The organism is Streptomyces cinereospinus, assembly GCF_042430725.1.
GTDB classification, from domain to species: Bacteria; Actinomycetota; Actinomycetes; order Streptomycetales; family Streptomycetaceae; genus Streptomyces; species Streptomyces cinereospinus.
Genome location: NZ_JBHMCY010000099.1, coordinates 1 through 24,851, shown reverse-complemented (window position 1 = coordinate 24,851; position 24,851 = coordinate 1). Strand labels below are relative to the sequence as shown.

The 24,851-nt window shown below is 76.2% G+C and carries 17 protein-coding genes and 2 pseudogenes; 9 read left to right on the top strand and 10 right to left on the bottom strand.

The features are described 5' to 3' along the window. The first annotated feature begins 265 nt into the window (after positions 1 to 265). The 5 genes from ACFF45_RS32565 (at position 266) to fxsT (ending at position 9,532) form a co-directional block, all read left to right on the top strand. Positions 266 to 853, top strand: a complete 588-nt coding sequence (locus ACFF45_RS32565; RefSeq protein WP_381350516.1) for a tellurite resistance TerB family protein — start codon at positions 266 to 268, stop codon at positions 851 to 853. A gap of 210 nt (positions 854 to 1,063) precedes the next feature. Next, on the top strand, positions 1,064 to 3,190 hold the full coding sequence (gene lgoX / locus ACFF45_RS32560) for an L-glutamate oxidase LgoX (protein ID WP_381350514.1): 2,127 nt from the start codon (positions 1,064 to 1,066) through the stop codon (positions 3,188 to 3,190). 210 nt (positions 3,191 to 3,400) lie between these two features. Next, a complete protein-coding gene (locus tag ACFF45_RS32555) occupies positions 3,401 to 3,709 on the top strand; it encodes a trypco2 family protein (RefSeq protein WP_381350513.1) in 309 nt (102 codons plus the stop codon). Positions 3,710 to 3,823: 114 nt separating this feature from the next. Then, positions 3,824 to 5,368, top strand: coding sequence for a VMAP-C domain-containing protein (locus ACFF45_RS32550; RefSeq protein ID WP_381350511.1), 1,545 nt, complete (start codon positions 3,824 to 3,826; stop codon positions 5,366 to 5,368). Between the two features lie 207 nt (positions 5,369 to 5,575). Next, a complete protein-coding gene (gene fxsT / locus ACFF45_RS32545; RefSeq protein WP_381350510.1) occupies positions 5,576 to 9,532 on the top strand; it encodes an FxSxx-COOH system tetratricopeptide repeat protein in 3,957 nt (1,318 codons plus the stop codon). Between the two features lie 87 nt (positions 9,533 to 9,619). Here fxsT and ACFF45_RS32540 read toward each other — a convergent pair whose 3' ends face one another. From ACFF45_RS32540 to ACFF45_RS32525, 4 genes are all read right to left on the bottom strand, one after another. Further along, the gene (locus tag ACFF45_RS32540) at positions 9,620 to 11,482 is read right to left on the bottom strand and encodes an HEXXH motif domain-containing protein (protein WP_381350509.1); all 1,863 of its coding nucleotides are present in this window, start codon (positions 11,480 to 11,482) and stop codon (positions 9,620 to 9,622) included. A gap of 21 nt (positions 11,483 to 11,503) precedes the next feature. Further along, on the bottom strand, positions 11,504 to 11,686 hold the full coding sequence (locus ACFF45_RS32535) for an FxSxx-COOH-like cyclophane-containing RiPP peptide (RefSeq protein WP_381350507.1): 183 nt from the start codon (positions 11,684 to 11,686) through the stop codon (positions 11,504 to 11,506). A gap of 124 nt (positions 11,687 to 11,810) precedes the next feature. Then, positions 11,811 to 12,884: an effector-associated domain 2-containing protein gene (locus ACFF45_RS32530; protein WP_381350505.1), complete on the bottom strand. Its 1,074-nt coding sequence runs from the start codon at positions 12,882 to 12,884 to the stop codon at positions 11,811 to 11,813. Between the two features lie 9 nt (positions 12,885 to 12,893). Continuing rightward, on the bottom strand, positions 12,894 to 14,318 hold the full coding sequence (locus ACFF45_RS32525) for a condensation domain-containing protein (RefSeq protein ID WP_381350503.1): 1,425 nt from the start codon (positions 14,316 to 14,318) through the stop codon (positions 12,894 to 12,896). 942 nt (positions 14,319 to 15,260) lie between these two features. On the opposite strand from ACFF45_RS32525, the gene ACFF45_RS32520 reads away from it, so the two are divergent. Both ACFF45_RS32520 and grpE read left to right on the top strand, forming a co-directional pair. Beyond that, the gene (locus ACFF45_RS32520) at positions 15,261 to 16,916 is read left to right on the top strand and encodes a glycoside hydrolase family 13 protein (RefSeq protein WP_381350502.1); all 1,656 of its coding nucleotides are present in this window, start codon (positions 15,261 to 15,263) and stop codon (positions 16,914 to 16,916) included. A 118-nt stretch (positions 16,917 to 17,034) separates the two neighbouring features. Then, a complete protein-coding gene (grpE, locus tag ACFF45_RS32515; RefSeq protein WP_381350501.1) occupies positions 17,035 to 17,481 on the top strand; it encodes a nucleotide exchange factor GrpE in 447 nt (148 codons plus the stop codon). Positions 17,482 to 17,694: 213 nt separating this feature from the next. On the opposite strand, the gene ACFF45_RS32510 is transcribed toward grpE, so the two are convergent. After that, positions 17,695 to 18,177 carry a hypothetical protein gene (locus ACFF45_RS32510; RefSeq protein WP_381350500.1) on the bottom strand — a complete coding sequence of 161 codons (483 nt, stop codon included), beginning with the start codon at positions 18,175 to 18,177 and terminating at the stop codon, positions 17,695 to 17,697. Between the two features lie 109 nt (positions 18,178 to 18,286). Then, positions 18,287 to 19,240 (bottom strand): nucleoside hydrolase, encoded by a 954-nt coding sequence (locus ACFF45_RS32505; protein ID WP_381350498.1) that lies wholly within the window; start codon positions 19,238 to 19,240, stop codon positions 18,287 to 18,289. Positions 19,241 to 19,454: 214 nt separating this feature from the next. Between ACFF45_RS32505 and ACFF45_RS32500 the strand changes: the two genes are divergently transcribed. Next, a complete protein-coding gene (locus ACFF45_RS32500; protein ID WP_381350497.1) occupies positions 19,455 to 20,237 on the top strand; it encodes a hypothetical protein in 783 nt (260 codons plus the stop codon). A 56-nt stretch (positions 20,238 to 20,293) separates the two neighbouring features. Here ACFF45_RS32500 and ACFF45_RS32495 read toward each other — a convergent pair whose 3' ends face one another. Beyond that, positions 20,294 to 21,028 carry a GAF and ANTAR domain-containing protein gene (locus ACFF45_RS32495; RefSeq protein ID WP_381350496.1) on the bottom strand — a complete coding sequence of 245 codons (735 nt, stop codon included), beginning with the start codon at positions 21,026 to 21,028 and terminating at the stop codon, positions 20,294 to 20,296. A 243-nt stretch (positions 21,029 to 21,271) separates the two neighbouring features. Here ACFF45_RS32495 and ACFF45_RS32490 point away from each other — a divergent pair. After that, positions 21,272 to 21,445, top strand: a pseudogene (locus tag ACFF45_RS32490) (transcriptional regulator); the annotation flags it as partial. Positions 21,446 to 21,447: 2 nt separating this feature from the next. Here the strand turns inward: ACFF45_RS32490 and ACFF45_RS32485 are convergent. The 3 genes and pseudogenes from ACFF45_RS32485 to ACFF45_RS32475 all read right to left on the bottom strand — a co-directional run. Continuing rightward, positions 21,448 to 21,672: pseudogene (locus tag ACFF45_RS32485) on the bottom strand (transcriptional regulator); the annotation flags it as partial. A gap of 28 nt (positions 21,673 to 21,700) precedes the next feature. Continuing rightward, positions 21,701 to 23,059, bottom strand: a complete 1,359-nt coding sequence (locus tag ACFF45_RS32480; RefSeq protein WP_381350494.1) for an extracellular solute-binding protein — start codon at positions 23,057 to 23,059, stop codon at positions 21,701 to 21,703. Beyond that, a partial coding sequence (locus ACFF45_RS32475; protein ID WP_381350493.1) for a vWA domain-containing protein occupies positions 23,056 to 24,851 on the bottom strand: 1,796 nt, incomplete at its 5' end. The genes ACFF45_RS32475 and ACFF45_RS32480, both read right to left, overlap by 4 nt.

Sequence of the window (24,851 nt, the reverse complement as noted above, 5' to 3'; positions counted from 1 at the left end):
CGGCCCGGACGCCCGGGACGCCGCCGGGCCGGCCGCGCCGCCGCGCGACCGCGCCGTGCCGCCCCGGCTCATCCCCCGGCAGGGCGCCACCCTGCGGTAGCCGCTGCGCCGTCATCATGTGACTACGTGATGAGTGGAATGACGCCGAAAGGGGCGGGCACTCCTGTCGATGGAACTCGGGGGAACGGGCAGGCGTTGCCAGGAGGACGGGGTGCGCACGCACGCCGGCGATCGGAACGACACGGCTGAAGCCGAGGTGGCACGCATGGCGATGTGGGATCGGATCAAGGACCAGGCCAAGACCTTGCAGCAGCAGGCCCAGGGTGCCCGCGGCACCGGCGGGCACGGCGGCCAGGGCGCGCTCGGTGCCCCCGGCGCGCACGGCCGGTCCGGTCACGGATCCTCCGGCGGCTCCAGGGCGCAGCTGGTGGGTGTGCTCAAGTCGCAGCTCACCTCCCTGAAGGCCGAGCTGAAGAGCGGCGCCTTCCGGGACGCCAGCATGGCCATGTGCGCCCTCGTCGCGGCCGCCGACGGACACGTCGACCCCACCGAGCGCCAGCACGTGGAGTCGTTGATCCTGAGCAACGACGTTCTGCAGAACTTCCCGCCGGAGCAGCTGCGGCAGCGCTTCAACCAGCACGTGGACCAACTGGCGTTCGACTTCCCGCAGGGCAGGACGCAGGTGCTCCAGGAGATCGCCAAGGCGGCGAAGAAGCCGGCCGAGGCCCGGGCGGTCGTGCAGACCGGTTTCGTCATCGCGGGCGCGGACGGCTACGTCGCACCGGCCGAGGAGCAGGTGCTGCGGGAGGCGTGCTCGGTCCTCGGCCTGTCCCCCCAGGAGTTCGGCCTGTGAGGCGGCCTTGCTGACCCCGCGCTGAGCCTCTCGCTCAGCGCGCAAACCTCCCGGCGGGCAGCGGTGGCCGTGCCCGCCGGGCGCGCGGGAGTGCGCCGCCCGCTCAGGCGGGCGCCGGCCGGCGGACGAGCCCCGGGGGCGCTCCCACGTTCCGGTGGTCGGCGCCGATCACGCCGCCGGGCGGGTGCCGTCCCCCGTATCCAGGGGCGTATGGATGACCACCGCACCACGACCACCCCGGCCACCACGGCCACCACGGCCACCACGGCCAGCGCGACCACCCCGGCCACCGCCACGCCCTCGGCCACCACGAGCCCCGTGCTTCCCGTCCCCCACCGTCCCGTCTCCCACCGTGCCGTCTCCCGGCGGGAGTTCACGGCCGCCGCGGGGACGGCCGCGACCGCGGCCGCGCTGGGGCTGACCGCCGCGGGCCCGGCCGCCGCGGCCCCGGCCGCCGGCCCGCACGCCCCGGCCGCCCCCTGCCCGCCCGGATCCACCGCCGACTGGGACACCTGCCTGGCCGTGGCCCGCGCGCTGCTGGTCGTCGACGAGCACGACGAGCCCCTGGTGCCGGCGTACCGCGCGATCCTCGCCGACGGGCTGCCCCGCGCGCGGACCAAGGACGCCAAGGAGGTGCTGGTGGTCGGCGCGGGCCCGGCCGGGCTGGTGGCCGCCTGGCTGCTGAAGCGGGCCGGGCACCGGGTCACCCTGCTGGAGGCCAACGGCAACCGGGTGGGCGGCCGGATCAAGACGTTCCGCACCGGCGGTCACGAGAACGCGGCCCAGCCGTTCGCCGACCCCCGGCAGTACGCCGAGGCCGGGGCGATGCGCATCCCCGGCAGCCACCCGCTGGTGATGGCGCTCATCGACCGGTTCGGCCTGGAGAAGCGGCGCTTCCACCTCGTCGACGTCGACGGCGGGGGCAGGCCGGTCAACCGCGCCTGGCTGCACGTCAACGGCGTCCGGGTGCGCCGCGCCGAGTACGCGCGATCCCCCCGCAAGGTCAACCGGTCCTTCGGGGTGCCCCGCGCGTACTGGGACACGCCCTCGTCGGCCATCCTGCGGACCGCCCTGGACCCCGTGCGCGACGAGTTCAGCACGGCCGGGCCGGACGGCCGGCGGGTCGACAAGCCCCTGCCGGAGCGGGTGGCGGGCTGGGCCCGGGTGATCCAGCGGTTCGGCGACTGGTCGATGTACCGGTTCCTGACCGAGCACGCCGGGTTCGACGAGCGCACCGTCGACCTCGTCGGCACCCTGGAGAACCTGACCTCGCGGCTGCCGCTGTCGTTCGTCCACAGCTTCATCAGCCAGTCGCTGATCAGCCCCGACACCGAGTTCTGGGAGCTGGCCGGCGGTACGGCGACACTGCCGGACGCGCTGCTGCGGGAGGTGGCCGACGTGCTGCGGACGGACCGGCGGGCCACGCACATCGAGTGCTGGGACCCGGACCGGCCGGGCGACCTGGCCCACGTCCGCCCCGGCGGCCCGCACGTGTGGATCGACACGGTGTCCGAGGGGCGGGACGGCACCGTGGTGCGCGAGGAGTTCACCGGCGACCTCGCGATCGTCACGGTGCCGTTCTCCGGGCTGCGGCAGATGCAGGTCAGGCCGCTGATGTCGTACGGCAAGCGGCGTGCCGTCGCCGAGCTGCACTACGACAGCGCGACCAAGGTGCTGCTCGAATTCAGCCGCCGGTGGTGGGAGTTCGTCGAGGACGACTGGAAGCGCGAGCTCGACGCGGTGCGGCCCGGGCTGTACGAGGAGTACCGGCAGGGCCGGGCGCCCGCCGACGGCAGCCTGCTCGGCGCCCACCCCTCGGTGCCGCCCGGACACATCACCCCGGGCCAGCGCGTCCACTACGCCGCCAACCGCTGGGCCACCCGCGACCAGCCCGAGGCCGCGGGCATCATCGGCGGCGGCTCGGTCTCGGACAACGCCAACCGCTTCCTGATCAACCCGTCCCACCCCGTGCCCGGCAGCGCGGGCGGCGTCGTCCTCGCCTCCTACAGCTGGGCCGACGACGCCTCCCGCTGGGACTCCTTCGACGACGACGCCCGCTACCCGCACGCCCTGCGCGGCGTGCAGCAGGTCTACGGCCGGCGCGTCGAGGTCTTCTACACCGGCGCCGGCCGCACCCAGAGCTGGCTGCGCGACCCCTACGCCTACGGCGAGGCCTCCGTGCTGCTCCCCGGCCAGCACACCGAACTGCTCGCCGCGATCCGCGCCCCCGAGGGCCCGCTGCACTTCGCCGGCGACCACACCTCGGTGAAGCCCTCCTGGATCGAGGGGGCCCTGGAGTCGGCCGTACGGGCGGCACTGGAGGTGCACCGGGCCTAGTGCGCCCTGGCCACCGGCCTCCCCGAGCAGGCCTCCCTGGCCACCGGCCTCCCCGAGCAGGCCTCCCGGGGCGGGGCGGCCCCCGGGCGGCCCCACCCCACCCCCCGTCAACACCCTGTGGACGCCCGGACGCGTCCCGTCCGTACGCCGGCCACCCCCGCGGCCCGCGGGACGGTCCGGTTCCGGCCGCCCGCCGCTAGGATCCCCCTTATGGTCGAACTAGCCGAGATGATCCGCGAGTTGAGGCAGGAACTCAATGTCGCGCTGGCCGGTGGCGGTGCAGGGCCGGTGCGGTTCGAGTTGGGGCCGGTGGAGATCGAGGCGACCGTCGCCGTGGGGCGGACGGGCGGGGCCGGGGGGAAGGTGCGGTTCTGGGTGGTGGAGGCCCAGGGGGAGGGGCGGGTCGAGGCCACGCGGACGCACCGCATCTGCCTGACCCTGCAACCGAAGCTCGTCGACCCGGACGGCACCCGTCACGACGTGCTGGTCTCGGGCGACGAGGCGGACGGGGAACGGTGAGTCGCAGGACGCTCGATGCGACCCCCTGACGTGGGGGGACGACTGGCCGTACGCTGGTCGGCACTGTCGGTGTGAACGCGGGCGGGACTGGTGGGCGGTCGGGAGGTCACGGGGGTGGAAGGGCGCAGCCCTGCACGGGTCCGCAACGAGCTGGTGGCCGGTGTCGTCGACGTGTTGCAGGAGTCGGCCACCCTGCGGCACACGAGCAGCGCGGACCTGCTGGTGACCATGCTGGGCCAGGAACTCGGCGCGCCGGTGGAGCCGTTGCGCGGCGAGGCGTTACGGCCCTGGCTGCTGCACCTGGTGGAGACGTGCGCGGAGGTCCCGGACGGGCTGCCCTGCCTGGTGCGCTGCCTGGGCTACGTCGAGCAGCAGTCGGCCGCCGTCACGGCGCTGCGCCGGCTGGTGGACGAGTGGGAGGCCGTCGACTTCTTCGACTGGGCCGATCTGCATCCGCTGCGGCCGCTGCTGGAGGAGATCCGCTCCGCGTCCGCGCTGGCGGCGATGGCCCGCCGGGCGAGCCGTTCCCGCACCCAGGAGCTGCCGCCGTGGTGCGACACGGGCTGGACCGTGTTCCTGCGGCTGGCCGGCGACAACGCGGCGGCGAAGGAACTGCCGGTGAGCATGGCGTTCGTGTCCCTGGCCGCCGACCAGCTGGTGGAGGACGGCCGGGTGGACGCGGCCGAGCGGCTGCGCCGCTGGAACCGCCGGCAGGCCCTCGGCTGGGGCCTGGAGGACCAGATGGCCCAGTGGCAGCGCGGCGGCGTGGCCGAACCGGTGGCGTCCTCGCTGATGCCGGCGTACCTGATGATCCAGTTCGAGCCGGACGGCGTGGACCGCGACCGCTACTACCTCTCGCACTGGCGGCAGTCGGACGCGGAGGGCTGGCATCCGGTCCCCGGCGAGACCCTGCACCTGCACCGCGACGAACTGCCCTCCGAGGTCGAACAGCTCATCGAGCAGACGGAGGAGCGCTGGTCGGACCTGCGCCAGCCGGTGGTGCTGGAGTTCATCCTCCCGTGGGAACTGCTCGGCGAGCCCGTCGAGTGGTGGCACAAGGAGTCCGACTCCTCCTCCCCGACCCCGCTGGTGCTGGACTACGCCGTCCTGGTGCGCAGCTTCGAGCGGCTGCGCCGGGCGGCCTGGCACCGGCCCTGGCACAACAAGTGGCGGCACTTCAAGGAACGCCCGGCCGACACCCACTCGTACCGGAACCGTCCGGGCCACTCCCACTTCCACCTGGAGCGGGAGCTGAAGGAGGACGAGCACGCCGTCTGCCTGGTGCTCAGCGAGCCGCCGGGCGGCGACTCGCCCACCGGCCGCCAGGAGTACCTCGCCGGCCTGCGGGCGGGCGTTCCGGCCATGATCTGGCACCGCGGCGACTGCTCCGACCCGGCCTTCAAGGAGGCCGTCGCCGACATCGTGCAGGACCGCGGGCTGGCCGGTCTGCTGGAGCGGACCGGAAGATGGCGCAAGGAGGCGCTGGCCCTGGGGCCCGAGGGGTGGGACAACCACGTGGGACGCCACCTGGCGATCCTGCTCGACGACCCGGAACGCCGGCCCGTGCCTCCCGGACCCGACCATGCGCGCGGTGCCCGGCCGGCCGGGCCAGAGGTGCACGGACCGCCCGCCCGCGAGCCGAAGGGTGACCCGAATTGAACGAGCGTGCGCGTATCCGCCCGGCTGTGTTCCAGGTCAGCCCCACTGCTTCCGTCATGCTTTCGCGTACACCCGGCGCGACCCCCCGTGCGCACTTGCTTCACGAGCGGAACCGCTGCGAGTCTTTGCCCGTGGCCGTCCCGCGTGCCGGGGGAACGCGGTCCTCGGCCACCAGCTCGTCGTCACTACGACGCCTTGAGGGCACGCATGCATGATGACGATGGCCGGCGACCGGGAGAGTCCGCACGGGCACGCCGTGAGGCCGCCCATGTCCTGAGCCGGCTCGGGCGGCAGCCGGGCGGGCCCGAACCCGCGGAAGCGGTCCTGGTCATCGACACCCACCCCACCATGCGGGTGTGGTACGAGACGATCCGCGACGACCTGGTCGAGGAACTCGAACGGACGGGCGCCTTCGCCCGCGTCCGGGTGGTGCGGCTGCTCGGCACCGACGAGACCGACCCGGCCCGGGTCAGCCCGGACGAACCCCTCGGCCCGGCCCCGGAGCACACCCGGCGCGTGGTGCTGGTGCTGACCGACGGACTCGCGGCCGGCTGGCGGCTCGGCGCCGTCCAGCCGCTGCTGCGCGACTGGGCGCGGACCAGCCCGGTCGCCGTGGCGCACCTGCTGCCGCAGCGGCTGTGGTTCCGCACCGGGCTGGACGTGTACCGGGTGCGGATCCGGGCTCCGCACGGCTGGGCCGCCAACAGCGCCTGGGACTGGGAGGAGCGTGAATCCCCGGCCGGGCTGCGGGAGACCGACGAGTCCGGCGCCGAGCGGGACGGCTCCGCCGTGGTCGTCCCCGTACTGGCGCTGACCGGGCGGTGGGCGGCGGCGCTCACCCGGCTGGTGTCCGGGCCGCGGTCCGAATGGCTGGATCTGGCCGCCATCCAGGCCCGCGAGTGGAAGCGCCGGCCCGACGCCGCCCGGGCGCTGCCCTGGGCGGAGGAACTGCCCGACCCGCTGAGCACCCTGCCCGCCGCCGAACGGATCTCCGACTTCCGGGCCGTCGCCAGCCCCACCGGGTTCGCCCTGGCGACCCGGCTGGCCGCGGCGCCGCTGAGCCTGCCCGCCATCCGCAGGATCGCCGCCATCACCCCGGACGCCGGGCCGGTCCACGTCTCGGAGCTGCTCATCAGCGGTCTGGTGCGGCCCACGTGGGAGCACGGCGAGGGGCCCGCGGACGTGGTGTTCACCTTCGCCCCCGACATCCGCGAGGAGCTGCTCGCCCTCGGCCGGCGCACCGCCACCGCCCGGGTGCTGCGCGAGGTGCGCGCCCTGTTCGCCGCCGACGACCTGGCCCGTCCCCTGCTGCCGCCGCCCACCGAGCCGCTGGACACCCTGGCGATGCCGCACGCCGGCAGCCGCAACATCGCCTTCCTGCGGATCGAGCTGACCGCCCTGCGCGCCCTGTCGGGCCGCCACGACCAGCGCGCCGCCATGCTGGCGCAGGTACTGAGCTGGCACGATCGGCGTTACGCGGTCAGCCTGGAGAAACCACGACGTGCCGTGACGGGACCGGTACCGTCCGCTTCGGCCCCCGCGGCCGCCGGAGCCGCCACCGGCCCCGAACCCCGGACCGCCTCCGAAGGAGCCTCGCAGATGACAACACCCCAGCGGACCGTGGAGACGGGCGACCGCACGACACAGCCGCGGGTCTGGGGGAACCTGCCGCCGCGCAACCCGAACTTCACCGGGCGCACCGAGCTGCTGGAACTGCTCGACCAGCGGCTGCGCGAGGGCACCACCACCGTGCTGCCCGAGGCGATCCACGGCATGGGCGGCGTCGGCAAGACCCAGCTGGCCATCGAGTACGCCTACCGCCACCAGTCCGAGTACGACATCGTGTGGTGGATCCCCGCCGAGCGGCCCGGCCAGATCGGGCAGGCGCTGGTGGAGCTGGCCCAGCGGCTCGGCCTGGTGACCACCACCGAGGCCAACATCGCCGGACCCGCGGTACGGGAAGCGCTGCGCGAGGGACGGCCGTACGCCCGCTGGCTGCTGATCTTCGACAACGCCGACAACCCCGAGCAGGTCCGCCACTACTTCCCGCAGGGCGGCAACGGCACCATCCTGGTCACCTCCCGCAACCGGCGCTGGGGCCAGGTCGGCGGCTCCCTGGAAGTGGACGTGTTCACCCGCGAGGAGAGCAAGGAGCTGCTGCGCCGCTCCGGCCCGCCGCTGCGGGAGGAGGAGGCGGACGCGCTGGCCGAGGCGCTCGGCGACCTGCCGCTGGCCCTGGAGCAGGCCGCGGCCTGGCGGGCGGAGACCGGCATGCCCGCCTCGGAGTACCTGCGGCTGTTCGAGAACAAGCGCATGGAACTGCTGGAGGTGGCCCCGCCGCCGGACTACCAGCTGCCGGTCGCCGCCGCCTGGAACGTCTCCCTGGACCACCTGGAGACCCGCAGCCCGGCCGCCCTGCGGCTGCTCCAGCTGTGCTCCTACTTCGCGCCCGACCCGATCTCCCGGTCGATCTTCTCCGGCCTGGGCAACAGCAGCATCTTCCCCGAGCTGGACGCGGCGCTGAACGACCCGATGCGCCTGGCCCGGGCGATCAGGGAGGTCAACCGCTACTCCCTGGCCCGCATCGACCACCGGACGAACTCCATCGAGATGCACCGCCTGGTGCAGCTCGTGCTGAACAACCGCATGTCCCCGGAGGAACAGACGCGCATGCGCGACGGCGCGCACACCCTGCTGGCCGCCGCCGACCCCAAAACCCCGGAGAGCCCGGCCAGCTGGCCCCGCTACGCGGAGCTGTACAGCCACGTCATCGCCTCCGACGCGATCAGATCCAGCCAGCCGTGGGTGCGCCACCTGGTCCACAACATCGCGCGGTACCTGTTCTACTGGGGCGACCACGACGTGTCGGTCGACTTCTCCGAGCGGGCCTGGGAGGCCTGGCTGACCCAGTTCGGCGAGGAGGACCAGCAGACCCTGCTCATGGGGCGGTGGGTGTGCTTCATGTACTGGGTGGTGGGCCGGTTCGACGACGCGGCCCGGCTGGTGGGGCACCTGCGGGAGGTGTACGAGCGCACCGCCCCCGCCGGCCAGGAGGACTTCCGCGAGGAGGCCCTGGAGGCACTCCAGATGGAGGCCGCCGTCCGCCGGGTCGAGGGCCGTTTCGCCACCGGCGCCGAGCTGGACCGCATCGCCTACGAGCGCGCCCACCAGGCCTTCGGCGAGGAGGACCCGACCACCCTCAACGTCGCCCACAACTACGGTGTGAGCCTGCGCCTCGCGGGTGACTTCCGGCAGGCCCTGGAGCTCGACAAGCGGACGCTGGCGCTCAAGATGCGGCTGTTCGGCCGCGAGGACCGGCGCACCCTGATCACCGAGAACAGCGTCGCCATCGACGTCCGGGAGACCGGTGACTACGTCGGGGCGCGCTCCCTCCAGGAGCCGGTGCTGATCGCCTGCCGGGACGTCTTCGGACACGGGAACCCCACGACGGTCGAGACCATGCGCCAGCTGAGCGAGGCCTACCGCAAGGAGGGCGACCACCTGCGCGCGCGGGAACTGGCCACCGAGGCGCACGCGCAGTTCACCCGCCGCTACGGCGACACCCACCCCCAGTCGCTGGCCGCCGCCCTGACCCTGTCGGTGGCGCTGCGGCAGAACGGCGACCTCCAGGCGGCCCGCACGCGCGGCCTGAAGGCCTGCGAGGGCTACCGGCAGATCTACGACCAGCACCACCCGCACGTGCTCTCCGCCGACGTCGACCTGGCCGTCACGCTGCGCCTGCTGGGCCGGCCGGAGGAGGCCCGCCGCCTGGACGAGACGGCCCTCGCCTCGCTCGCCGACCGGCTCGGCGCGGGCCACCCGCTCGCCCTGATCTGCGCCATCAACCTGGCCAGCGACCTGGCCGCCCTCGGCCTGCACGAGGAGGCCCGCCGCCGCGGCGAGGACACCCTGGCCCTGTGCCGGTCCTCCTTCGGCGAGGACCACCCCACCACGCTGATGTGCGCGGGCAACCTGTCGCTGGACCTCGCCTCGGTCGGCGCCGACACCCAGGCCGCCGCGCTGCGCGAGGACACCCTGGAGCGGATGATCCAGGTCCTCGACGCCCCGCACCTGGAGTTCGCGTCGGGCTCGGGCCACCCGGCGACGGATCAGTTCCGGGCCGGTCAGCGGGCGAACTGCGACATCGATCCGCTGCCGCTGTAGCCGGCCCCGGCCGTCTCGCCGGTCACCTCGCCGGTCACCTCGCCGGGCCTTCCACGGGCACCCTCACCGGGCGTCTCGCCGGGCGTCTCACCGGCCGTCCGGGTCCTGCCCCAGCCACTGGGCCAGCCGGACCGGGTCGGCGGCGCCGCCCGCCGTGGCGAGCAGGGCGTCCTGGACGGCCCGGGCGCGTTCCGGGTGGCGCAGCAGCAGCCGGGCCGCCGGCCGGTGGGCGGGGTCCGAGCCGAGCGCCCGGCCCAGGCCCGCCCAGGCGGCGACCGGGGGCTCCGCGGCGGTCAGCAGGGCGGCGTAGGCGTCCCGGGCGGCCTCGTGGTGACCCGTGATCAGCAGGGTGTCGGCGGGGCCGGCGCCCTCGACGGTCCCGGCCGGCCGCGGCCGGGCCCCGTCCGGGCCGGGGCCGGTGAGGTGGTGGCGGGCCAGGACGGCCGCGGTGTCCAGGAAGCCGGCCCCGGGGTCGGGGACCAGGGACGGCTCGGCGGCCAGCGCGGACGGCGGCCGTGCGGCGCCGCGCCGCCAGTCGCGCACCGCCTCCTCGACGGCCGCGGCCGGCGGGCGCAGGTGGTGGGCGCGCCAGCGGGCGAGGTGGTCGGCCGCGGCCCAGCCGGCCAGGCGGAGTTCGGTGGCGGGCACCTCCTCCGTCAGCCACCGCGCGCACCGCTCCCGCAGCCGCTCCAGCAGGTGCCGGCCCAGCGGGGTGAGCAGCCGGTGGCCGTGCGCCTCGGTCAGCACCGACCACACCTGCGCGCGCCACAGCGCGAACTCGAAGTGGGCGAGCGGGACGTACGCCGCGTCGGCCGTGCGGCGGTGGGCGCGCCAGAAGCGGGCGACGCCGAAGAAGGCGTAGATGCCCTGGAGCAGGCCCTCCAGGGGGCGGGGGTCGTCGCGCCAGGGGGCGTAGAAGAGCTCCTCCGGCGGGCCGGGGTCGGGCGGCGGCTCGGTGAGCGGGCCGAGGTTGATCAGGGCGCCCAGCTTGATGTGCTGGAACTCGTGCACCAGGGTCGCGGCGAGCTGGACGGCGTCGTCCGGGAGCGAGGCGACGACCCCGCCGAACGCGGCCGCCGCGGTGCAGCTGTACGGCCGAAACCTTTCTCTCGCCGAGGTGGGGGCCACCGACAGCAGCCCGCGCCGCATCGCCCCGGCGGTCACCGGATCGGCGCGCCGCACGATCCGCCAGGCGTCGGTGAGCAGGTCCGGCCAGGCCGCCGCCTCCGCCTTGGCCATCGGCCGGGGCTCGCTGGGCACGGGGAAGGTCCGGTACGGGTCCAGCTCCTCCAGCACCAGGGTCTTCGGCGGCCCGCCGGCCTCCAGCGTCAGCCGCCGCACCGGCAGCCACCCCGCGCCCCGCGCGGCCCGCCCGGGCGCGACCTCGACGCCCCCGCCCGCCCCGGTGACCCGCAGCCGGCCCGCGCCTCCCGTCACCCGGGCGGTGCTCCACGGCTCCCGCTCCGGCAGGACCGCGCAGCCCAGCGTGGGCAGCGGCACCCTGCCGTGCCGCACCGGCACGGTGATCGAGAACTCCAGTCCGGCCCGTGCCGCCGCGGCGGCGGCCAGCGCGGACAGATGCCCGGTGACCACCCAGCCGGGCGCGTCGCTCTGGCCCGTTGACCGCCCCCGGGCCGCGCGCACCGCGAGGGAGGCCCACATCCCGGTGCCGGGGGACATCAGCACGTCCTCGAACACCTCGGGCGCCGCCCGCTGGACGCGCTCCAGCAGTGCCCAGGCGTCCGCGTGCGGCACCGGCGGCGCGGTGCCGTCCCCGCCGAGCGCGTTGTCCAGGGCCCTCAGCAGCAGCAGGCGGCGGCTGCGCTCCGCGCCGGCAAGCGCCTCCAGCACCGCGTCGTCGCCCTCGCCGCGGGCGAGCGCCTCGACCGCGGCCGCCGGAAGCCGGTGGAAGGGCAGCTGAGCCGGCCTCGTCGCGGCGTCAGCGGCCACGAACGCCCCACCGCACCCCGGTCACAGCGCCGGGTCGTCGCGCCGGGAGTTGTTGAAGCCGCCCCCGGCCGTGATGTCCTGCGGGGCGTCGACATGGTGCAGCAGCCGCTCCAGCGACACGGTGAAGTCGGGGCCGTCCATGGAGCGCAGCGCGTGCAGGGAGACCCCGGACAGATCGACGAGACAAGATTCGACGGCAGGCATCGTTCGCTCCACGGCTGCCAAGTCCCCTCCCGTGCCTATGAGTCAGCGCTGTCGGCTCCCAACCATCATGACCCAGCGGACCACAAGTCGGAACCCCACATCCCGGCCGCCTCGCCGGATCGCGTCAGCGGTGGCGTCCGGCCAGCCGGGCGGCGGCCCGGTCGACCCGTTCCACTTCCGGTGACGGCCCCTCCAGCAGCCGTACCGCCTCCAGGAGCTGGTCGAGGGTGCCCGGGTAGCGCAGGCAGGTGCGCAGGACGCCGTAGACGTCCATCCGCAGCCGGGGGTCGCGGGGGCTGTGGGCGGCGACGCGGTCGCTGACGCTGTCCAGGAGCAGCGCCATGCCGTTCCCGCCGCGCAGCAGGGGCAGCGCGGTGAGGGCGTCGACCAGTTCGACCAGGTCGCGCAGGGGCAAGTCGCCGGGCAGCCCGGTCAGCGGGGTGACCGGCCGGGCGGCGGGCGTGCCGTCGGTGGGGCCGAGGCCGCCGGGCGGGGGCACCGCGGCGAGCCGCCCGCACCGCTCCAGCGCGGCCGGGGACAGCACGTCGTACCAGCGCTCCACCCGGCGGGCGGCGAGCCGGCCCAGTCCGTCGGCGCGGTGGTGCACGCTCACGACGCCGATCACCGCGCCGCCGCACCACACCGCCGCGCCGGACATGCCCTCCCACGGCGAGCGTTGCGGTTCCACGTCGGCCGGAGGGACGGGGACGGCCAGTTCGAGCGTGCCCTCGCGGCGGTTGGACAGGACGGAGACGGTGCCCCGGACGTGGCACGCGTCGCGGTACCGGCCGGGCGAACCGTCGTCCAGGGGCCGCGCGGTGTCCTCGCGGAGCTTGAAGCGGGGGAAGCCCATGGCGCTGAAGGGCAGTTCCACGTCGGCGTCCGGGACGGCGGCGTAGCGGGGCGGGGCGACGGCGGGCAGGCCGGGCGGCACGCCGGTCAGCTCCAGCAGGGCGAGGTCGGCGGCCTCCTCGCGCAAGGCCACACGGGCGTCGGCGCTCCACTCCCCGGCCCGGTCGGCGTCGAAGCGCACCCGCACCGGGCCGGCCGGGGGCGCGACGACGTGGGCCGCCGTCAGCACGCAGCCGCCGGTCACCCGGTATCCGGATCCGCGCCGGCCGGGGCGCCCCCGCACCCCGCCGACGATGACCTCGGCGACCCGCGCCGCGTCCAGCCCTTGCTCCCCCGGGACCGTCACACCGGTCCCCTACCCGTGGGGCGTGAGGCGTACGCCGGGGTGGCCGGCGACGAGGGCCTCCCGGGCCACGGCGACGACGTGCTCGCGCAGGCGCTCGGCGAACAGCCGCATGTTCTTGCGCGCGACGTCGGTGTCCGGGTAGCGGCTGGCGAGTTGCAGGCCCTCGTGTAGGCGGGTCAGCCAGACGCAGACCTGGTCGCCGTAGGAGACCCGGATCAGGCCGCACGCCCGCAGGTCCTGCCAGCGTTCGGAGCCGGTGGTGGCGCGGGTGTCGACGAAGGAGACGATCGAGTACAGGTCGGGGGAGGTGGGGCGGAAGTCGGCGCCGAGCAGTTTCAGGACGCGGGCGATGGGCTGGCGGGACAGCGGGCGGTTGGCGCGCAGAGAGGCGCGGACCATGCGCAGGGCGCTGTCGAAGTCGGGCGCCCGGGCCACCGGGACCTCGACCGGGGCACCGCCGACGTACCAGCCGACGGAGTCCGACCACTGGGAGCGGACGCGGGTGTGGAAGGGCACGACGGTGCGGTAGACCGGGCGGCCGCCGATCTCGTGGACGATGAGCGCGGTGGCGGCGAGCAGGCCGACCAGGCTGCCGCCGTACGGCCGGCAGTACGCCTCGAAGGCGGCCGCCTCGGCGGCGCCGACGAGCATCTCCTGAAGCAGCCCCTGCACGGGCAGCGGTCCGTCGGGATCGAGGCCCAGGTCGACGGGAAAGCCGGGCAGCCGGCCGTCGCACCGCGCGATGAACTCCCGCCAGCGGGCGACGATGTCGTGGGTGTCGTCGAGCCGGTCGGCCTCGGTGCGTTCCTGGGCGCAGAAGTCGACGTAACTGGCGACGGGGGGCGCGGCGAGGCGGCGGCCCGCGCGGGACGCGGCGTACAGCTCGTGGATCTCGGCGGGGAGGCGGTGCAGGGAGTACGCGTCGACGTTGCTGTGGTCGAACGCCAGGTAGACGCTGGCTGCCTCGTCCCGGACGACCGCGGCGTAGATGAAGTTGGGCCAGCTGAGCGCGTTCGCCACGGCGTCGAACCGGTCCTGGAGGTACCGGGTCAGCTTCACCGCGTCGCCGAAGGCGCCCCGCTTCTCGCGGTGCAGGACGACCGCGTCCGCGTCGAGCGTGAAGCGCCGCAGGTCGTCGCCGGTCCAGCGGAAGCCGCTGCGCAGCGTCTCGTGCCGCAGGGTCCAGGCCCGCAGGGCCTGCTGGAGGGCGTCGAGGTCGGCCCGGCCCGGGATGTCGAACGCCACGCCGAGCCAGGTCGGCACCGACAGGCCGCCCTCGCGCACGGTGCGCGCGGTGCGCACGTGCGACTCCTGGACGTACGCGGGCGGCCGGGTGTCGTCCGGCAGCGCGGCGGCGGCGTCGACGGCCGCCGGATGCAGTGTCCACTCCACGAGCCGCCCGGGGCGGATCCCGCAGCGCTGAAGGTCGGTCATTAGCACAGCATTCTCCGTTCGTCTGCCCACGGGAGACGAACGGCTCGGCGGCCGTGTCCGCTGGGCATCGCTCAGTGCACGCAGGGACCAACGCGCAGGCGGTGCGGAGGAAACGGTGCCCGCGGGGCGGAAGGCACCCGGTGTGGCGGCCGGGGCCTTCCGCCGGGTGGTGCCACGGGGCGGTGATCAGGCCGTGCGGGGGCACCGTGACCGTGCGGGCACCCGGTTCGCCGCCCGGCACGGCCTTGCGCCGGTTGGCGTCCCGCACGGTGGGGTCGACGGCGTCGGTGGTGGCCGGGCAGAGGCGGCGGCGCCGACGACGGCGACGGCGACGGCGGTGAGCGCGGTGCCGGCGGACGGCGACAGCAGCGAGCGCGGTGTCGGCAGCGAGCGCGGTGCCGGCGCACGGCGACAGCAGCGAGCGCGGTGCCAGCGGTGAGCGCGGTGCCGGCAGCGAGCGCGGTGCCGGCGGACGGTGCCAGCAGCGAGCGCGGTGCCAGCAGCGAGCGCGGTGCCGGCAGCGAGCGCGGTGCCGGCGGACGGCGACAGCAGTGAGCGCGGTGCCGGCGCACGCGGTCGCGGTGGTGCTGACCGGTCATCGGTTCCGCGTCTTCGCGCCCCGCCCGGGGACGGCATCGACCGGACAGCCCACGCCGTCCCGGCCGCCGCCGTACCGGCGCACCCCACGCGCCCGGCGCCCGGGACCTCGTGAGCACCCGTGAGAGAGGGAAAGCGGTGCCCGGGCGGCCTGCCGGGGCGGGCGTACGCGCGAGGAGGGGCCGGGCGGGCGGCCCGCCGTCCGGGGTTTCGACCCACGCGCCCCCACACGCGGGGGTTCACCTTTCCGGGGATGTGGACAAAGTCCTCGTATCGTCCGGCGCAGAGCGCACCGCTCGCGGTGCGGACAGCTCACCCAGCAGCCCGACCCCAGGAGGAGCCCGAGTGACCACTCCCGACCTCTCCCCCCAGAGCCCCGACTGGTGGCGCCAGGCCGTCATCTACCAGGTCTATCCCCGCAGCTTCGCCGACGCCGACGGTGACGGGCTCGGCGACCTGCGGGGCATCGCCCACCGCCTCACCCACCTCGCCGCCCTCGGTGTCGACGCCCTCTGGCTCAGCCCCTTCTACCCTTCCGAACTGGCCGACGGCGGCTACGACGTGGCCGACTACCGCGACGTCGACCCGCGCCTGGGCACCCTGGACGACTTCGACGCCATGGTCGCCGAGGCGCACCGCCTGGGCCTGAAGGTGATCGTCGACCTCGTCCCCAACCACAGCTCCCACCAGCACGTGTGGTTCCAGGAGGCGCTGAGCGCCGGCCCCGGCTCGGCCGCCCGCGACCGGTACGTCTTCCGCGACGGCCGCGGCACCCGGGGCGAACTGCCGCCCACCGACTGGCAGTCCGTCTTCGGCGGCAGCGCCTGGCGCCGCGTTCCGGACGGCCAGTGGTACCTGCACCTGTTCGCCCCCCAGCAGCCCGACCTCAACTGGGAGAACGAGGAGGTCCGCGCCGACTTCCGCACCACCCTGCGCTTCTGGTCGGACCGGGGCGTCGACGGCTTCCGCGTCGATGTCGCGCACGCCCTCGCCAAGGACCTCGCCGAACCCCTCCGCGACCTCGGCGCCCCCGAGCTGAGCGACGAGTCCGCCCTCGCGACCCTGCCGCCGGGCAGCCACCCCTTCTTCGACCGTGACGAGGTGCACGAGATCTACCGCGACTGGCGCAAGATCCTCGACGCCTACTCCCCGCCCCGCATGGCGGTCGCCGAGGCCTGGGTCCCGGGCGCCCGCCGGGCGCTGTACGCCCGCCCCGACGAACTCGGCCAGGCCTTCAACTTCGAGTACCTGCAAGCCGGTTGGGACGCCGAGGAGCTCCGCGAGGTCATCACCGCCTCGCTCGCCACCGCCCACGCGGCCGGCGCCTCCGCCACCTGGGTGCTCTCCAACCACGACGTCGTCCGCCACGCCACCCGGCTGATGCTGCCGCCCGGCACGGACACCGACGCCTGGCTGCTGTCCGGCGGCACGGCGCCCGCCGTCGACCCGGCGGCCGGCCTGCGCCGGGCCCGCGCCGCCACGCTGCTGATGCTGGCGCTGCCCGGATCGTCGTACGTCTACCAGGGCGAGGAGCTCGGTCTGCCCGAGGTCGCCGACCTGCCCACCGCCGTGCTCCAGGACCCCATCTGGGAGCAGACGGGGCACGTCCGCAAGGGCCGGGACGGCTGCCGGGTGCCGCTGCCGTGGACGACGAGCGGTCCGTCGTACGGCTTCGGCGCGGGCGGCGCGTGGCTGCCGCAACCGCCGGGCTTCGCGTCGTACGCCGTCGAGGCGCAGGACGGGGTCGAGGGCTCCACCCTGGAGCTGTACCGCACGGCCCTGCGGCTGCGCCGCAAGCTGCTGGAGGGGGAGTCGCTGACCTGGGCCGACGACACCCCGCCCGGCGTGCTGCTCTTCGCCCGCTCCGACGGCTGGCGCTGCCTGGCCAACCTCTCCGGGCGGCCCGTGCCGCTGCCTCCCGGCGATCCGCTGCTGTCCAGCGCCCCGCTGGAGCCGGACGGGCGGCTGGGACCGGACACTACGGTCTGGCTGGGCCGCTGACCCGCCCGTCCTGCCCGCCCGTCTCCCCCCGCCCCCGCGCTGTCCTCCCCTTGACAAGCCGCGGCGCCCGGCTTACCCAGGGCTCGGGGGCACGCGCACGGGCGAGGAGGTGGCCGGGATGGGCAGGAGCCAGGCCTTCGGCGGCGGCACCCGGGCGGAGCTGGCCGAGCGCACCGCCGACCTGCAACGGGTGAAGGCCGAGTACGACAACTACCGCAAGCGGGTGCGGCGGGACCGGCTCGCCGTCCGGGAGATCGCGGTGGCCAACGTGCTGCGCGGGCTGCTGCCGGTGCTGGACGCGGTGGACCGGGCCTGCGCGCACGAGCCGATGACACCGGGGCTGCGGGAGATCGCCGCGACGCTCCGGGAACAGGCCGGGGCGCTGGGGCTGGTGGCGTTCGGGGAGGTGGGCGACCCCTTCGACCCGTGCCGCCACGAGGCGCTCGCCCATCACGTGCGCGCCCGCTGTCCCGGCCCCGTCTGCACGGCGGTGCTGCGCCCCGGCTACCGGGTCGGCGACCAGCTGCTGCGCCCGGCCTGCGTGGAGGTCACCGGCCCGGAGTAGGGGCGCCGCCGCGGCCCGCGCCCGCTCCTCGGGCCACGACGGCCGGCTCGTGGTCGTGCTCGGTCGAGGCGAGCGGGTGGTGGTCGCCGGGTCCGCCGGCCGCGCTGTCCCGGTCACCGCCGCCGCCTCGTCGCGCGGGCCGCCCCGGCCCGCGTCCGGTGCCCCGCGGGGTCCCGCGGGGCGGGTGCGCCCGTCCGCCGCGCCGGGCCGGTGTCAGTACCGCACCGCCCGCTCCGCCGTCACCCGCACCTCGGCGGGCAGCTCGTGGGTACTGCGGGCCGTGCCCTTCCCGGTGCCGCCCGCGGGCACGTCCCGCACGGTCACCGCGACGGTGTCCCGGAAGGTGCCGTCCGGGTCGTCGAAGCCGACCTGCACCAGGAAGGACTTGGCCGTGTCGGTGGTGTTGCGCACGGTGACCTCGACGGTGGTCCGCCCGTCCCGCCGCACCGGATCGCCGAGCGTCACGTCCCGCTCGGCGGCCACGCCCCCCTCGATCTCGCCGAACCTGCGTTCCACCTCCGCCGTGGCGGACGCCCACGCCTCGGGGACCCGCGAGGCGGCCGACTCGACGGCCGAGGCGGCCCTGCTGGCCTGCGCCCCCGGCCCGTCCGCACCGCCCCCGCACCCCACCGCACCGGCGGCCACGGCACCCGCCAGCGCCGCCGCGACCGCCCACCGCCTCCGGGCACCGGCCATGTCGCCTCCAGCTGCCGCGCTCCGCCCGGGCCCGGGCGGAGCCGTCCTGGTCCTTCCTCCAGTGAAGGCCCGGACCGGCACCGGCGCATCCGCGCGGTCCGGTCCGCGTTCAGCCCTCCACGGTGGTCAGCCACAGCTTCACGTAGCGCTCCTCGTCGACGTCCAGCGCCACGTCGACCAGCGGCTGTTCCCGCGCCTCGCCGTGGATCTCCGACTCGCCGGGCCGCGGCCGCAGGTCGACGACGGTCTGGCCCCGGGCCGGCCCCGGCGCCAGCGAGACCTCCACCGGCAGCGCGCGGGTGGTCAGCCCCGCCGGATCGGCGACCGCGCAGACCGCGCCGGCGTCGCCGAGCCCGCCGGCCGGGTCCTCCCCGGTGCCCGGACCCCGGTGGGCCAGCAGCTCGCCGCCGAGCCGCGCGCCCGGCTCGGAGCTGGCCCGCAGCCGCCGCACGTCGGAGGCCGGCACGACGACCCGGGTGAAGACGTCGAGCCCGTACATGGTGATCGGCACGCCCGCGGTGAGCAGGATCGCGGCGGCCTCCGGGTCGTGCCAGACGTTGAACTCGGCGACGGGCGTGGCGTTCCCGACGGCCACCGCACCGCCCATGAAGACGATCCGCTCGATGCGGGCGGTGACCTCCGGGTGGGTGCGCAGCAGCAGGGCGATGTTGGTGAGCGGGGCGGTCGGGACGAGGGTCACCGGCCGCGGGGCGGCGAGGATCTCCCGGCGCAGCAGCGTCACGGCGTCCACGTCCGCCGGCGAGCGGGCCGGGGCGGGCAGCCCCAGGTCGCCCATACCGTCGTGCCCGTGCACGTGCCGGGCGGACCGCGGCGCCTCGATCAGCGGCCGGGCGGCGCCCCGGGCGACGGGCACGTCACCGGCGCCCGCCTGTTCCAGCACGGTGAGCGTGTTGCGCACCACGCCGTCCACATCGGTGTTCCCGGCGACGCAGGTGACCGCGCGCAGGTCGATCGCCGGGTGCCGGACGGCGAACAGCAGGGCCAGGGCGTCGTCGACGCCGGTGTCGCAGTCGATGATCACCGGGATGGGCCGGCCGTTCACGCGGAGCTCCTTTCACCGGGCGGGTTCGACCCCTGCCTACGCCAGCGACCCTACGCGCGGATCGCCCCCGCCGAGGGGCCGGGGGCCGGGCCCGGACGGGCTCACCCGTCCGGCCCGACCCCCGGCCCCGTACGGCCCGGCGTGCTGGTGCCCCGGCGGCCGGGGTGATCCCTTGGACGCATCCCCGTCGGCAGTTCCCCCCGGAGGCACCCCGATGACCCCGCGCCCGTCCGCCCGCTTCCTCGCCGTCTCCCTGCTGTCGGCGGGGGTGTTGTCCGCCGTCGGCGCCTGCTCCGGGCTCGCCGACGACGTCGCGCGCTACGCGGCCACCCCGGGGCCCTCCTCCGGCTCGCCCGGCGGTTCCGCCGCGTCCCGCACGGCACCGTCCGCCCTCACCGCCGGCCAGGCCGAGGCGGCCCTGGTCACCGAGGCCGACCTCGGCGACCCGTGGACGCCCACGCAGGGCGTGGCGACCTGGCGGGACGGGTTCCTCAAGGCGTCCGCGCCGGTGGCGCTGCCCGACTGCCAGCGGCTGCTGGACGCGCTGTACAGCGACGAGCTGCTCGGCGCCCCCGCCCGTGCCGTCGTCGGACTGGACGACGGGTACGCCGACGCCCAGCTGCGCTACCAGGTGTCGGCCCAGCGGCCCGCGGACGTGGACCGCGCGCTGGCCTGGCTGCGGACCCTGCCGCAGAAGTGCCGGCAGTTCACCGCGACCACCGCGCGCGGGGCGGTGCAGACCGTGCAGGTCGCCGACTCCCGGCTGCCGGAGTTCGGCGACGCGCGGCAGGGCCTGCGGGTCACGCTCACCCGTGAGGAGGCCGGGCAGCCCGTCACCCTCACCGTCGACGCCGCCGCGGTGCGGGTCGGCCAGGACGCGTTCACGGTCACCAACGGCGGACTCGCGGACGTCTACACGGAGGTCACCCAGGCCGTGGCGGAGCTGGGGGCCAAGCGGCTGGCGGAGGTGCGCAAGCAGGGGCGGGCGCAGGTGTGAGCCACCGGGCGGGTGCCACGCGCCGGCACGGGCGCCCCGGTCCCCGCGAGGGGTGCTCAGGGGGTGTCGCGCTCGAAGCGCTCGCGGTGCGCCACCACGTCGTGCGCCACGTCGAGCACGGTCAGGCCGCGCGCGAAGGCGTGCCCGCGCAGCCGCGCCAGCGCCTCGTCCGCGCCGACGCCCAGCTGGGCCATGACCATGCCGATGGCCTGGTGGACCTCGTCGTGCTCGGTGGCCAGTTCGCTGAGCCAGAGGGTCTCCGGGGGGTGGCCGCCGTGCTCCTCGCCGGTCGGCAGGGCCATCAGGGCGACCGTCATGACGCCGGCCATCAGGTACGCGGTGCGCAGCTCACCGGGGGTGAGCGCGCCGGGGGTGTCGCGGTAGAGGTCGAGGGTGCCCAGGCACCCCGCGGCGTCGCCGAGCGGCAGCACGTACACCGCCCGTACCCCGAGGGCCGTCGCCTGCTGGGCGAAGACCGGCCAGCGGCCGGCGTCCCGGCCGGCCGTCAGGTCGGCGGCGATCACGGGCGCGCCGGTGCGCGCGGCGTGCAGGCAGGGGCCCTCGCCCAGGGTGGCCTGGACCTCCATCAGGTACGCGGCCCGGTCGTCGCTCGCGCTCAGCGGTACGGGCAGGCCCTCGTTGCACAGCGACACGCTCGCGCGGGCCACCGGCAGCAGCCGGACGGCGACGTGGCACAGCCGGCGCGGTATGTCACCCGGTTCGGCGCCCCGGACGCCGTCGGCGATCGCCTCGGCGGCCCACGCCCGTTCCGGTTCGTCCCTGGGCCGCACGGCGACTCCCTCCTCCGACGACCTGCCCGGACGACGTGGGGGGCGTCGCACGCCCCGGCACCACCCGCCCCGGCCCGCCCAAAAACGCAGGCCGACTACCCGTGCCCGGCCGGGCGAAACCGGCTACCGCCTCCCGCCGGGCCCCGTCCGCTCCGGGGTCCGTACGCCGGCCGGCGCCGGTTCCGGCTCCGTCGCCCCCGCCGGGCCGGCGTTCGCCGCCGTGATCAGGTCCGTGGCCGCGTCCGCGGCGGACTGCGCGACCCGGACGCGCTGCTCCTGCCGTACGCCGCCGCCATCGGCCCGTACATGGAGAGGGGCGCCCGCGCCCGCGCCGCCCGGGCCGCCGAGTCCGCCCTCGCCCTCGCCCCGCAGGCCGGCGGCCCCGCCCTGGTCGCCCGGACGCACCGCCAGGCCGCCTCGTCGGCGAGTCCGACGGCGACCTGGCTGCTGCAGAGGGCGGCGCGATGGGCGGAGAGCATGTCCTGGGCGGCGCGCAGTTCGCTCTCGGCGTGCTCCAGGTCGCCGTTCCGGGCGTGCACGTAGCCGCGCGTCCAGTGGCAGTTGGCGAGTTCGGTGCGGATCTCGAGCCGGCGGTACCTCTCGGCGGCCTTGGCCGGCGAGGCGTCGGCCTCGGCGAACCGGCCCGCGGACCGCTCCCCGCCGCGTCGCCCGTCAGCCCGGCAGCGCCTTCCGCAACGCCGCGTCCAGGCCCTGCGCCAGCGCGGCGTCCGTCGGCGGGCTGGCGCCGAACAGGGCGCCCAGCCGGCCCGTAAAGGTCTGGGTGAAGGCGCCGTACTGGGCGGTGCGCGGGCGCTGCACGGCGTTCCGCAGGGCGGGGAGCAGGATGCGGCGGGCGTAGGCGGGGCGGCCGGCGGCGTCGCGCGGCATGCGGTCGGCCGGCTCGCCGGACGGGGCGGGCGAGGCGGCCGGCGCGGTGCAGCGCACGGCGTCGTCGGTGTACGCCGACACCCGCGTCGCCGCGAACCCGGCGTCCAGCAGACAGCGCTCGCTCGCCCTGCCGGTGAGGTACCTGATCAGCTCCACCGCCTTGCCCGGCCGCGGCGAGGCCGCGGTCACCGCGAGGTTCTGCCCGCCGAGGACGGCCCGCCCCGGCAGCGGGGCGACGCCCAGCCGGTCCGGGCCGAGCGTCTGGTGCAGGGTGCGGTAGGCGTACGGCCAGTGCCGCAGGAACGCGGTGCGGCCCTCCGCGAAGTCGCCGAGGGTCGCGGCCTCGTCGGAGTGGACGGCGTCCTGCAGCAGGTACGGCGCCTGGGTGCGGCGGCGCAGCTCCGCGATCCCGTCGGCCAGCTCCGCGACGGTGGCCCGGTAGCGGCCGTCGGCGTCGGTGAGCGCGAGGCCGGGCACGGCCGACGCGAAGGCCTCGACGGCGTTGACGGTGCGGCCCTCGTAGGCGGCGAGCTGGGTGGTCCAGCCCTTCTCGTAGCCCTCGGGCGGGTTCTCGTCCAGGGAGTTGACCATGGCCTCCAGTTCCGGCCAGTCGAGGCCGCCGTCGAGTTCGGTGCGTTGCAGGCCGCCGTCGCGCAGGTGGTCGCGCCGGTAGTAGAGCAGTCCGACGTCGCTGTTGAACGGCACCGCGTGGACCCGCCCGTCCCACCGGGCCGTGCCGGCGACCGACTCGACCACGTCGGCGTCGAGCACCCCGTCGGGCAGCGGGCGGACCAGGCCGGCGGCGGCGAACTCCGGCACCCAGGTGACGTCCAGGATGACCACGTCGTAGGCGGCGCTGCCGGACTGCAGGGCGCCGAGCAGCTGGCTGCGCTGTTCGTCGGCGCTGCCGGGCAGCTCGACCAGGCGGGCCCGGTAGCCGGTGCCGGCCTGCTCCTGCCGCCGGTTCCAGGCGTCGATCAGCTGCTGCCGGATGCCGTTCCTGCCGGTGACGTCGCGTCCGCCGGCGACCACGATGTCACCGGGCACGTCCGCGGTGGGCACGGCCGCCGGGCCGTCCCCGCCGCCGGTGCACGCGGCGAGCAGCAGCAGGACCAGCAGGGCGGCGAGCCGTCGGACCGTCACTGCTCCCCCGTTCCGGTGCGGGCCACCTCGGCGCTCAGGCCCGTGCCGAGTTCGTCGTCGGCGTCCAGGCAGCGGCCGCCGCTCGCCGCCGCGAGCAGCGCGTTCGGCCGGGCCGCCGCGCAGCCGCCGCTCTCCAGCGACACCATGGTGACCGGCACGTTCGCCCGCCGGGCGCGGCCCAGGACGTCGGTGAGGCGGGCGCCGGTCAGCCGGCCGGCGTCCTCGTCGTCGGAGAGGTGCACGATCAGCCGGGGCCGGTCGTCGCCGGCACCGCGCTCCGCCATGTCGTCCACCGCGGCCACCAGGGCGGCGTACGGGTCGGCCTCGGCGTCCCGGACCCGGGCCCCGGCGTCGATCGCGGCCTCGGCGGAGCGGCGGCCGTGCGGACCGAAGGGCAGCACCGTCTCGTACGGGCGGCCGCCGGCGCCGTCCGCCACCGCCCACACCCCGTACTCGTCCCGCCCGCCGAGCCCGCCCAGCGACTGCTTCAGCAGCCCCGGGCCGCCGCTCGGCCCCCGCCACCGCCCGGCCATCGAACCGGAGCTGTCGAGCAGGAACAGCACCCGCCCGGGGCCGCGCGCGTCGCGGTACCTGCGCAGCGCCGTCTCCATCGCGTCCCGCCCGGCGGCCTCGATGAGCAGCGAGGGGTCGGGCAGCACCCCCTCGGCGGCCGCGTCCGGTTCCAGCAGGGCCCGCTCGCCGGTGGCGGCACGGAACCCGGCCGCGCCGAAGGCGGCCCGTCCGCCCGGGCCGGCGAGCCACGCCCGGAAGCCCGCGGCCGCCGCGTCCCGCGCGGCCCGGTCCCGGTCGGCGTCCTCCCAGCGGACCCGGACGAAGACCGGTTCCAGGCCGGGTACGTCACCGGGGTACTGGGCGGTGCGCGGGCTGCGCGTGGCGCGGTCGCAGCCGACGCCGCTGCGCAGCAGGAACTCCGGCACCAGGACGGCGGTGCGGTGGTCGGCGGCGTCGTCGTCGGGCAGCGCGCACAGCAGGTCGGCGGCGGTGGGGGCGGGCGGCCCCGGGGCGAGCTGCCGCTCCACCCGGCCGGGCACGGCGCCCGCGCCGTACAGGCCGATGGTGGCGAGCAGCGCGGCATCGGTGAACTCCGGGTCGGGGCGGCGCACCTCGGCGCCGGCGTACCGGGCGCGCAGGGCGTCGAGCATCCCGGTCAGCGGGCCGCCGACCCGCTCGTCCAGGGCGGCGGCGGAGAGCTTCGCGGGCACGGCGAGCACGACCGGGGAGTAGGCCAGCGCCCGGTCGTCCGGCTCCAGGCGGGCCAGCGCGTCGGTGTCCTGGCCGGTGGTGACCCGGGCGGCGTCGGCCCGTGAGGCGGGGATCCACACGTCGGGCTGGGGGCCGACGTCGCGCTGCGGGTTGAGGTCGTCGTCGCGGGGCTCGTGCCAGGCGCCCGACTCACGGCGCAGCGCGGTGACCGCGGTGGCGGAGCCCGCGCTGTAGACGGTGATGCCGCTGCGCCGGCAGCCGTCCGCGGTGGTGTTCGCGTCCGACGTCAGGTACGCCTCGGCCGCCGCGCCGACCGTCGCCTCCAGGTCCGGGTCGGTCAGCACGCGCAGTTCGAGGGGCGGGGCGCAGCCGGCCGGGCCGCCGGCGAGGCCGGTCAGGCCGTACACGCCGAGGCCGGTGGCGGTGAGGGAGAGCAGGGCGGTGCCCCAGACCCCGGCCCGCGCGGCCAGGCGGCGCACGGACCGCAGCGGCCCGGACGGGTGGCGGGGGCGCGGGACGGCCGGCGGTGCCGGGCCGTCCGCGGTGCGCGGCGGCGGCGCGTGGGCGG